This window comes from Bradyrhizobium sp. (assembly GCF_030693485.1).
Lineage (GTDB): Bacteria > Pseudomonadota > Alphaproteobacteria > Rhizobiales > Xanthobacteraceae > Bradyrhizobium.
In genome coordinates this window covers 1-10,106 of record NZ_JAUYAN010000084.1, presented here as the reverse complement: position 1 = coordinate 10,106, position 10,106 = coordinate 1, and the positions used below count along the sequence as shown (strand labels likewise).

Below are 10,106 nucleotides of genomic sequence, written 5' to 3'. Positions count from 1 at the left end.
TCCGTCTCGAAATCCCCGGGGTGCGGCTGCGCCAGCGGGGTGAATTCGCAGCGGTCGGGCTTGATGTCCAGCAGCGGCGTCTCGTCGAGGCAGTCGAGGCCTCGTACCAGCACCGTGTTGCCCTCGATGCCGACCAGCTTGACGATCGAGGTGCCGATCGGGTTCGGCCGCACCGGCGAGCGCAGCGAGAACGCGCCGCGGGTGTTCCTGTTGTTCTTCGGGCTCTGCAGCACCAAATCGCGGCGCGACTGGTGCAGCCAGTAGATCACTTCGAGGTTGGAATAGAAGTCGACGCCCTTCAGCGCCGGCACCCACGGCTCGAAGATCTCCAGCCGGCAGACCGGGCCGTCGTGACGGCCCTGCCGCGGCGTCATCTCGCGCGAGGTCCAGGGCGTGCGGATGCGGCCGATGAAGAACAGCGAAGCATTGCCCGCCTTCGGCAGATCGACGGCGAGTTCGCCGTCGCGGACGTCAGTCTTGGCCACCATGTCGTCAGTCCAGTGAGATGTTCAGCTTCTTGATCACCGCCGACCACCTGTTACGGTCGGCATCGATGAACTCGGTAATCGCGGCGGCGCTGCGCGGACGCAACGCCGGAAAGCCGATCTTCTCCAGCGAGGCCCGGAAGGCGTCGTCGTTCAGCGCCCGGTCGAGGCTGGCGCTGACCTTCTGCGCGACATCGTCCGGCAGCTTCGCCGGCGCCGCAATGCCAAACCAGACGCTGACGCGGTAATCGGGATAACCGCTCTCGGCGATGGTCGGCACGTCGGGCAGATCGGGGCTGCGCTTTTCCGAACTCACGCCCAGCGGCCGCAGCAAACCGCCCTTCACCGGCGGCAACGCCGTGCTCAGCGTATCGAACATCACCTGGATGTTGCCGGATATCAGATCGCTCAGCGCCGGTCCGGCTCCCCTGTACGGCACGTGCACCATATCGACGCCCGCGATCTGCTTGAACATCTCGCCGGCCAAGTGAATGGTGCCGCCGGTGCCGGCCGATCCGAAATTGATCTTGCCGGGATTCGCCTTGGCGTAGGCGACGAACTCGGCCACCGTCCTGGCCGGCACGGAAGGGTGAACCTCCATCACCACGGGCAGATCGGTCAGCAGCGCCAATATCCGGAAATCCTTCACCGGATCGTAGGGCAGCTTCTTGTACAGCATCGGGTTGAGCACGATGATCGACGCCGCCGTAACGAACAGGGTGTAGCCGTCGGGCTCGGAACGGGCCACGATCTCGGCGCCGATCGCGCCCTGTGCGCCGGCCTTGTTCGACGACGACAGGCTGCTTGAGGTCGCGGCCGAGAAACTCGCCGACCAGCCGGCCGAGGACATCGGTGGGGCCGCCCGCGGCATAGGGCACCACCAGCTTGATCGGGCGCGTCGGATAGTCAGCCGCGATGGCGGCCGGCGTCGCGGCAAAGGCTGCAACAGTCAAAAGACAGCCAGCCAGAGCCGACCTTGCGCGCGAATTCATTCCCGATTCCCCTTGATGCGTTCGACTGGGCGGACAGTATCAGCCCAGCCACCATTTGCCAGCCAGCATGACGGCCTCGCCGCCGGCCACGCCGGCAAAAATCGACCGCCGCGTCAGCATGAAGACCGCGAATCCCGCCGCCACCGCGCCGTAGCGCAGCCCATCCGGCACGCTGGCCAGCGCGCCGGGCGGCAACACAAGGATTTGCGCGATGACGCCGGCGAGAATCGCGGTCGCGACCGCCCTCACCCACACCAGCAGTTCGGAGCCCTCATCGACGCCGCCGCCGAACCAGAGGCCGAGCATGCGCCAGACCTCATTGGGCAGGAAACCCGCGATCACGAGCACCAGCAGCGCATGCCAGTCGCCAATAAAATCGCTCATTTGCGTTCCCGCCACCGGTGAACGCCGTAGGCGATGGTGCCGGCGGAGATGCCGCTGATCAGGATATCGACGCCGGTCTGCAGCACGGAAACCAACGGAAACAGCGCCAGCCCCAGCACCAGCGCCAGCACATCGGAAAGCTGGCGGCAGTTGCGCGCGGTGGAGAGCAGGAACGCCAATGGCGTCAGCAGCAGGATGGCAGCGCCCAGCAGCGGCGGCAGTTTGGCGGCAAGGCCATAACCGAGCGTAGTGGCAAACAGGCAGACCGCGCACAGCCCGATGCCGAGCCCATGCGTGAACGCGATACGCCGCTCGCGCGGCACATGCGGGAACAGACGAAAACATTCGACCCACAGGGTCACCGCGATGAAATGCGTCGCCAGCACCAGATGACGCCGTTTTGTCCGTGGCGTGCGCATCATCGGCAATACGGAAACCACCATTGGAAACAGCCGGATGGCGCTGACGGTCACGGCAATCGCCGCCTGCACCACGGTGGCGCCCGATCCCAGCGTCGAAATCAGGATGATCTGCGCCGGCCCCGCCCAGACCAGAACCGTGCTCGCCAGCACCCATCCGAGGCTGAAATGGCTGTCATGCGCCAGCGCGCCGATGCCGAGATAGGTAGCAAACAACACCAGCGTCAGCACCGTCGAGGCAACCGAGCGCATGCCCCATGCAAATGCGCGCATGGGACTTTGCCAACTCGGGGAGTCGAGCGCTGGAAGGGCCAAGGCTGATCGGACCATGTGGGTTGTCTCGGCCCATAACGATAGCGAATGACACCAGCGTCAAGGGAAGCCCAGGCAGAGCAGCCATCCTTGGGAGAGGCGCCGTCAGTCCGATCACCCCCTCACGTTCATATTTCGCAACACCAGGCACGCCCCGCCGGCGCGGCGGATACGGCTGCAGAGTTCGTCGGCGGCGGGCCGCGTGTCGGCGCCGATCCGCACCTGATAGAACGTTCGCGTGCCGCGGCTGCGCCAGATCCTGCCCGAGAGGCTCGGGTCCTGATCGCCGATCACGGCACCCAATCGCTTCATCGCCCGTGAATACATCGCCAGCGCCCGGTCGCGATTGAAGCCGGCGGCGAGTTGCACGCCCCAGAGCTTGTCGGCGCCAAGCTTCACATGCTGCTCCAGCTCGGTGACGAAGGGATTGGGCGCGCGCCTGAGCAGGGCCATCAATTCGCGGCACGAAGAGTTCGGCGCGCGGTCGGACAGTCTGTCTTTCGTGCCCGGCCTCGCCCATTCGTCGACCGTCGTGCCGGTGATCGCTGCCACGTAATTGCGCGTCTCCTGCGGCATATAGCCGGAGCCATCAAGCCATTCCCGCAGCCGCCGTGGTCCGGCATTATAGGCCGCCGCCGCCAGACCGAGATTGCCGAACTGCCCGCGCAATTCGCGCAGGAATTCCGCGGATTTGGGCAATGCCTGCACGGGATCGAAGGGATCGAGCAGCCGGCGCTCGCTGGCGGTCCCCGGCATGAACTGTGCAATGCCCTGCGCGCGCTGGCCGCTGCGCGTCACCGGTCCCACCGCGTCGGACTGAAAGCGGCTCTCCTGCCAGATTACGCGGGCGAAAAACTCCAACGGTAGTTCGTTGGCCTTCGCCGCCGACTCGATCATCAGGCACATCGCCTCGCGCGTGTCGGTCTCACGGGCGTTTTCCGCGGGCGCCGCCTCCTCGGCCATCGTCCGCGCCGCGGGCTGCGAGAATGTCATGATGACAGCGCAGAGCGCAGCCCGCAGACCAATGACCGTTCGCATGGGAGCTCTGCTATCCCGCAAGCCGCGCTTGACACAGGGAACCGACCGTCTAGCTATCAAGATACAGCTATCGACAAAAATGATGGCGCGCATGTGGAGCGCAAGGCATGACGGCAGCTTCGAACGACCAGTTCGGCTTCGCACCCGACGACGACGTGCCGATCCGTTATATGCAACGGACCCGCGACTATTATGCGGCGATCGGCTACACCACGCCCTATCGCTGGGCGCATTACGCCGAGGCGCCGTTCCAGCCGCTGAAGAAGCCGCTGACGCAATCCCGCGTGGCACTGATCACCACCGCGGCGCCGTTCGATCCCGCCAAGGGCGATCAGGGCCCGGGCGCCAGGTACAATGGCGGCGCCAAATTCTATGCGGTCTATGATGGCGATACTTCCCGAGATCATGATCTGCGAATCTCGCACATCGCCTATGACCGCGTGCACACCAAAGCCGACGACAGCGGCAGCTGGTTTCCGCTGCCGCAACTGCGGCGGCTGGCGAACGAGCGACGGATCGGCGAAGTAGCGCCCCGCTTCTTCGGCGCGCCGACCAACCGCAGCCATCGCGTCACCATCGATACCGACGCCCCCGAAATCCTGGCGCGCTGCAAGGCCGACAACGTCGATGCCGCCGTGCTGGTTCCGAACTGCCCGGTCTGCCACCAGACCATCAGCCTGGTCGCCCGGCACCTCGAGGCCAACGGCATTTCTACCGTCGTGATGGGGTGCGCCAAGGATATCGTCGAACACGCCGCGGTGCCGCGGTTCCTGTTCTCCGATTTTCCGCTCGGCAATTCGGCAGGCAAGCCGCACGATTCCGCCTCGCAGGCGTTTACCCTCGAACTGGCCCTGCGGGTGCTGGAAACCGCCCCGGGCCCGCAGACCACGGTGCAGTCGCCGTTGCGATGGAGCGCGGACGCGGCGTGGAAGCGCGACTACAGCAACGCCGATGCCCTGAGCGCCGAGGAGTTGGTGCGGCTGCGGCGTGAATTCGACGCGCAGAAGGAAATCGCCCGCGGTTTGCGCGAGAGCGCTGCTTGAGGGGTTGCGGTCGATCGAACTGACCTCGTCCGGGCCTGAAAAAGCCCTGAAATCACGGCTTGTTTCGCTATCATCAATTTACGTTAACGGCGCATTTCGTCCGCCATGGTCTTTCGCCTGAAGCGAAGCCGGGTATGGTCCCCTCTTGCAGAGGAGACTGTTTCCATGCCGGATCGGCGCCAGAACGCTCGCGACAAGGTGATTTACGGCGGCGTTGCCGAAAGCGACGGCGCGACGCGCGACTGCGTGGTGCGCAATATCTCCGAAAACGGCGCCAGCCTGGAGTTCAGCAACGTCATCAAGCTGCCACGGGAACAGATGTCGCTGAAGATCGCCCGAAAGGGCCAATCCTTCCTGGCCAAAGTGGTCTGGTGGCGCGACAATTTCGTCGGCGTCGCCTTCCGCGCGGAAGCCCCTGTCGAACTGCCGGTCTCCGATCTCGAGGAGCGGCTGCGCAAGAGCGAAAAGAAAAAGCGCCAGCTGCAGCGCCGCATCAAGGAACTGATCGGCGAAGGCTGAACAGCCCGCGCGCCCGAGCACCCTATCCATCAAAAAAGCCGGCAGTCTCGCGACACACCGGCTTTCCGATTCCTGATCTTACCGGCTCACACCTTGACCAGCGGGCCGCGTGAGGCCGGGCCCTTCGATCCGCCGCCGGGGCCGCTGGGTTTCGGCTTGCGCTTGCGCGCGCCGGGCAATTTCTCCGGCTTCGGCGTCACCGGTCCCTCGACATATTCGAAGCCGATCTTCTCCTCGTCGGCTTCTGCATTCGCTTCGTCCTTGACCAGCACGACGCGAACATGGCCGCCGCCCTTGAGCTTGCCGAACAGCACCTCGTCCGCCAGCGGCTTCTTGATGTATTCCTGGATCACGCGCGCCATCGGCCGCGCACCCATCTGCTCGTCATAACCGTGCTTGATCAGCCACGCCTTTGCCGGCTCCGACAATTCGATGGTGACGTCGCGGTCGGCAAGCTGCGCCTCGAGCTGCAGCACGAACTTTTCAACCACCATGCCGATCACATCGGGATTGAGATGGGCGAACGAGACGATGGCGTCGAGCCGGTTGCGGAATTCGGGCGCGAACTGGCGGTTGATCGCCTCGTGATCGTCGCCTTCCCGCTTGTTGCGCGTGAAGCCGAACGCCTGACGCGCCAGGTCGGCGGCGCCGGCATTGGTGGTCATGATCAGGATCACGTTGCGGAAATTGACCTGCTTGCCGTTGTGGTCGGTGAGCCGGCCGTGATCCATGATCTGCAGCAGCACGTTGTAGAGATCCGGATGCGCCTTCTCGATTTCGTCGAGCAGCACCACGCAGTGCGGATGCTGGTCGACGCCGTCGGTCAACAACCCGCCCTGGTCGAAGCCGACATAGCCCGGAGGCGCGCCGATCAGGCGCGAGACCGTGTGACGCTCCATATATTCGGACATGTCGAACCGGATCAGTTCGACGCCCAGCGAGGCCGCGAGCTGTTTTGCAACTTCGGTCTTGCCGACGCCGGTCGGACCCGAGAACAAATAGGAGCCGATCGGCTTTTCCGGCTCGCGCAGGCCGGCGCGCGACAGCTTGATCGAGGCGGAAAGCGCTTCGATCGCCTTGTCCTGGCCGAACACCACGCGCTTCAGCGTCTGTTCGAGATGCTTGAGCACCTCGGCATCGTCCTTCGACACGCTCTTGGGCGGAATCCGCGCCATGGTCGCGATCGTGGTCTCGATTTCCTTGATGCCGATGGTCTTCTTGCGCTTGTTCTCGGCGACCAGCATTTGCGCCGCGCCCGACTCGTCGATCACGTCGATCGCCTTGTCCGGCAGCTTGCGGTCATGGATGTAGCGCGACGACAGCTGCACCGCGGCCTCGATCGCCTCGTTGGTGTATTTCAGCCGGTGATAGTCCTCGAAATAGGGTTTTAGCCCCTTCAGGATCGCGATGGCGTCTTCCACCGTCGGCTCGTTGACGTCGATCTTCTGGAACCGGCGCACCAGCGCGCGATCCTTCTCGAAATGCTGGCGGTATTCCTTGTAGGTGGTCGAGCCCATGCAGCGGATGGTGCCGGATGCCAGCGCCGGCTTCAGGAGATTCGACGCATCCATCGCGCCGCCGGACGTGGCGCCGGCGCCGATCACGGTGTGGATTTCATCGATGAAAAGGATGGCGTTGGGATGGGCCTCGAGCTCCTTGAGCACCTGCTTCAGGCGCTCCTCGAAGTCGCCGCGATACCGGGTGCCCGCGAGCAGCGTGCCCATGTCGAGCGAGAACACTGTCGCCGCCGCCAGCACTTCAGGCACTTCGCTGTCGACGATGCGCTTGGCGAGACCCTCGGCGATCGCGGTCTTGCCGACACCGGCTTCGCCGACGAACAGCGGATTGTTCTTCTGGCGCCGGCACAGCACCTGGATGGCGCGGTTGATCTCGGCATTGCGGCCGATCACCGGATCGATCTTGCCGTCACGCGCCTTCTTGTTGAGGTTGACGCAGTAGGTATCGAGCGCCTCACCCTTCTTCTTGGAATCCTCGTTGCCCTTGTTCTCGGTCTCCTCATCGACGCCGCGCACCGGGCGGGCTTCGGAGACCCCGGGCCGCTTGGCGATGCCGTGGCTGATGTAGTTGACCGCGTCGTAGCGGGTCATGTCCTGCTCCTGCAGGAAATAGGCGGCATGGCTCTCGCGCTCCGCGAAGATCGCGATCAGCACGTTGGCGCCGGTAACTTCCTCGCGGCCGGACGACTGCACATGAATCACGGCGCGCTGAATCACGCGCTGGAAGCCCGCGGTCGGCTTGGCGTCGTCGGCCCCGTCGGTGACCAGATTCTCGAATTCGGTCTCGAGATAATTGACCAGGCTGGTGCGCAGCTTGTCGAGATCGACGCTGCAGGCACGCATGACCGCGGCCGCGTCGGAATCGTCGATCAGCGACAGCAGCAGGTGTTCCAGCGTCGCATATTGATGATGACGCTCGTTGGCAATCGCCAGCGCACGATGCAGGGATTGTTCAAGGCTCTGTGAAAAAGTTGGCATTCGCGTCCTCTATGGCCCCCGCCATCATGATCGTCGTTTCCGGGTCAGGCAACAACAACCTTTGTCATATAGTTACGTCCGATCACGGTGAAAGGCCGGTTCCGCAAGAGTGATTCCAACTCCCTCGGGCATGCGACTCACCTGTCCGGCAGATGAGGCGCCGGCCGTCCCGCTCCAAGCAAAACCCGTTCCTGTTTTCAGCGGATTTCGCGGGACGCTACTTCTTTTCCATCACGCATTGCAGGGGATGCTGGTGCTTGCGGGCAAAATCCATCACCTGGGTCACCTTGGTCTCGGCGATTTCGTAGGTGAACACCCCGCACTCCCCGATTCCATGGTGATGGACGTGGAGCATGATCTTGGTCGCGGCTTCGACGTCCTTCTGGAAGAACTTCTCCAGGACGTGAACGACAAACTCCATCGGCGTGTAATCGTCGTTCAGAATCAGCACACGGTAGAGGTTCGGGCGCTTGGTCTTGGGTTTGACCTTGGCGATGACCGATGTGGTCGGCCCCGTCCCCCCGGCATTGCTCTCATCATTGCCCATTCGGGGAGCAGATGCGGCGACGGCGGGCGCGGCGGAACGGTCGAATCTGGAAGTTAATTGCAGCATGGCACAGGCGTTCGAAATCCCCACGGGAAACCGGACCACGCAACCAGGACGCCTCAGGCGATGCGCTCCTCGCAGAGCCATCCAGCTCCCTGCGGAGCCAACCAATGAGTTCCCAGCCACGTCTCCGGATCGCCGCTCCCGGGCGGCTCGACCCCACCAGCTGGATCGATAGCTCCAAATATGGGTCCGGCTTCGGCCCGCCGCAAGCGCACTGATCTCAAGCCAAATGCGACCTGCCGCGGGGCCGCTTCCCGAGCCCGGCGAACCCCGGAAGGTTAATCAATTCCGTCGCGTTTGACAAAGCCTGACCTCGGGTCATTTAGCGGGCATTGACGATAGCGAACGGTTCTGGCGACCGAGCCGCGTTTAGATGGCTATTGAGCCAGTTTTCTCCGCACCGATTTACTAGCTGTTTAGCGCGCTGACCCGAAATAGGGCACAGAAACCCAATTACGGTGACCATCATGCCCGTTACCTCCATTGCCAATCAGTTTCGACGCGCGGTCAGCCGCTTTCCCGGCGCCACTCAGGGCAATATCGCGGTGCTCTTTGGCTTGGCCTTGTTGCCAATCCTAAGCTTCATGGGGGCGGCGATCGACTATAGCCGCGTCAACACCGCGCGCTCTTCGATGCAGGCAGCCCTCGATTCGACAGCCTTGATGCTGGCGAAGGATCTGTCCGACGGAAAAATAACGGCGGGCGAGATCAGCGCGAAGGCGACCGCCTATTTCAACGGCCTCTACACCAACAAAGAGGCCAAGTCGGTGACCATCAACGCGTCGTATACCGCCAATACCAGCCAGGGCTCGACCATCCTGGTCAACGGGTCCGGCAACGTGACCACTGAATTCATGAAGGTCGCCGGCTTCCCCCAGCTCAATTTCAACACCAGCTCGACCTCCGTCTGGGGCAATACGCGGATGCGGGTGGCAATCGCGCTCGACGTCACCGGCTCGATGGGCCAGGACGGCAAGATGGCCGCGCTGAAGCCCGCCGCGAAAAGCCTGATCGACCAGCTCAGCGCCCTCGCCAAGAATCCCGGCGATGTCTACGTCTCGATCATTCCCTTCGCCAAGGACGTCAATGTCGGCGCCAGCAATTATGAGGCAAGCTGGATCAATTGGGCCGACTGGGACGACGACAACAAGACCTGCAACGGATGGGGCTGGGGTGCAAACTGCACGCCGAAGAATCACAACACCTGGAACGGCTGCGTCACTGACCGCGATCAGAACTATGACACGCTGAACACCGCGCCGACCGGAGGTCCCTCCACCCGGTTCTACGCCGAGCAATACAATGCGTGTCCGGCGCAGCTGATGCCGCTCAGCACCGACTTCGCGGCACTCAAGACCAAGATCGACTCACTCACTCCCAATGGCGGCACCAACCAGCCGATCGGAATCGCCTGGGGATGGCAATCCCTCACCCAGAGCGCGCCGTTGAATGCACCCGCCGAAGACCCGAGCTACACCTACAAGAAGGTGCTGATCGTGATGTCAGACGGCCTGAATACGCAGAATCGCTGGCCTTCCTACGGCAACGGCCAAACCCAGTTCAATGGCCAGATCGACGCCCGCCAGCGAATCCTGTGCGACAACATCAAGGCAGCCGGCATCACAATTTATGCGATGCATGTGAACACCGACAACGATCCGACCTCGGCGGTGTTGCAATATTGCGCCAGCGGCTCCGACAAGTTTTCGACCGTAACCTCCGCGAGCCAGATCATGGCGGCGTTCAACTCGATCGGAACTTCGCTGTCGAAGCTGCGCGTCGCGCGATAATTCTCCGCAAAGCCGTCAA

Annotated in this window: 10 protein-coding genes; 3 read left to right on the top strand and 7 right to left on the bottom strand. The window is 63.2% G+C overall.

From position 1 onward, the window contains the following. From tsaA to Q8N40_RS06355, 5 genes are all read right to left on the bottom strand, one after another. Positions 1-488: tRNA (N6-threonylcarbamoyladenosine(37)-N6)-methyltransferase TrmO (gene tsaA, locus Q8N40_RS06375; RefSeq protein WP_305711210.1), on the bottom strand; the 488-nt coding region annotated here is incomplete at its 3' end. Between the two features lie 4 nt (positions 489-492). Beyond that, positions 493-1,356, bottom strand: a complete 864-nt coding sequence (locus tag Q8N40_RS06370) for a tripartite tricarboxylate transporter substrate binding protein (protein ID WP_305711209.1) — start codon at positions 1,354-1,356, stop codon at positions 493-495. A 160-nt stretch (positions 1,357-1,516) separates the two neighbouring features. Then, positions 1,517-1,861, bottom strand: a complete 345-nt coding sequence (locus Q8N40_RS06365) for an AzlD domain-containing protein (protein WP_305320526.1) — start codon at positions 1,859-1,861, stop codon at positions 1,517-1,519. Beyond that, complete coding sequence (locus Q8N40_RS06360) at positions 1,858-2,595, bottom strand: AzlC family ABC transporter permease (RefSeq protein ID WP_305320528.1); 738 nt, start codon at positions 2,593-2,595, stop codon at positions 1,858-1,860. Before Q8N40_RS06360 ends, Q8N40_RS06365 begins: the two co-directional genes overlap by 4 nt. Positions 2,596-2,706: 111 nt before the next feature. After that, a complete protein-coding gene (locus Q8N40_RS06355; protein ID WP_371135629.1) occupies positions 2,707-3,555 on the bottom strand; it encodes a lytic transglycosylase domain-containing protein in 849 nt (282 codons plus the stop codon). Positions 3,556-3,737: 182 nt separating this feature from the next. On the opposite strand from Q8N40_RS06355, the gene Q8N40_RS06350 reads away from it, so the two are divergent. After that, positions 3,738-4,673, top strand: coding sequence for a glycine/sarcosine/betaine reductase selenoprotein B family protein (locus Q8N40_RS06350; RefSeq protein ID WP_305711207.1), 936 nt, complete (start codon positions 3,738-3,740; stop codon positions 4,671-4,673). 165 nt (positions 4,674-4,838) lie between these two features. Beyond that, positions 4,839-5,192, top strand: a complete 354-nt coding sequence (locus Q8N40_RS06345; protein WP_305319947.1) for a PilZ domain-containing protein — start codon at positions 4,839-4,841, stop codon at positions 5,190-5,192. A gap of 86 nt (positions 5,193-5,278) precedes the next feature. Here the strand turns inward: Q8N40_RS06345 and clpA are convergent, their stop codons facing one another. Further along, on the bottom strand, positions 5,279-7,687 hold the full coding sequence (gene clpA, locus Q8N40_RS06340; RefSeq protein ID WP_305711206.1) for an ATP-dependent Clp protease ATP-binding subunit ClpA: 2,409 nt from the start codon (positions 7,685-7,687) through the stop codon (positions 5,279-5,281). A 217-nt stretch (positions 7,688-7,904) separates the two neighbouring features. Next, complete coding sequence (clpS, locus tag Q8N40_RS06335) at positions 7,905-8,234, bottom strand: ATP-dependent Clp protease adapter ClpS (protein ID WP_305711211.1); 330 nt, start codon at positions 8,232-8,234, stop codon at positions 7,905-7,907. A gap of 530 nt (positions 8,235-8,764) precedes the next feature. Here clpS and Q8N40_RS06330 point away from each other — a divergent pair. Next, entirely contained in the window at positions 8,765-10,087 is a 1,323-nt protein-coding gene (locus tag Q8N40_RS06330) for a TadE/TadG family type IV pilus assembly protein (RefSeq protein ID WP_305711205.1), read from the top strand. The last annotated feature ends 19 nt before the right edge of the window (positions 10,088-10,106 follow it).

Excerpts from the sequence above, each read along its gene's own strand:
- Q8N40_RS06350 (WP_305711207.1), top strand. The coding sequence starts at position 3,738 with ATGACGGCAGCTTCGAACGACCAGTTCGGCTTCGCACCCGACGACGAC.
- clpS (WP_305711211.1), bottom strand. The coding sequence starts at position 8,234 with ATGGGCAATGATGAGAGCAATGCCGGGGGGACGGGGCCGACCACATCG.
- Q8N40_RS06345 (WP_305319947.1), top strand. The coding sequence starts at position 4,839 with ATGCCGGATCGGCGCCAGAACGCTCGCGACAAGGTGATTTACGGCGGC.
- Q8N40_RS06365 (WP_305320526.1), bottom strand. The coding sequence starts at position 1,861 with ATGAGCGATTTTATTGGCGACTGGCATGCGCTGCTGGTGCTCGTGATC.
- Q8N40_RS06355 (WP_371135629.1), bottom strand. The coding sequence starts at position 3,555 with ATGGCCGAGGAGGCGGCGCCCGCGGAAAACGCCCGTGAGACCGACACG.
- Q8N40_RS06370 (WP_305711209.1), bottom strand. The coding sequence starts at position 1,356 with ATGCCGCGGGCGGCCCCACCGATGTCCTCGGCCGGCTGGTCGGCGAGT.
- clpA (WP_305711206.1), bottom strand. The coding sequence starts at position 7,687 with ATGCCAACTTTTTCACAGAGCCTTGAACAATCCCTGCATCGTGCGCTG.
- Q8N40_RS06330 (WP_305711205.1), top strand. The coding sequence starts at position 8,765 with ATGCCCGTTACCTCCATTGCCAATCAGTTTCGACGCGCGGTCAGCCGC.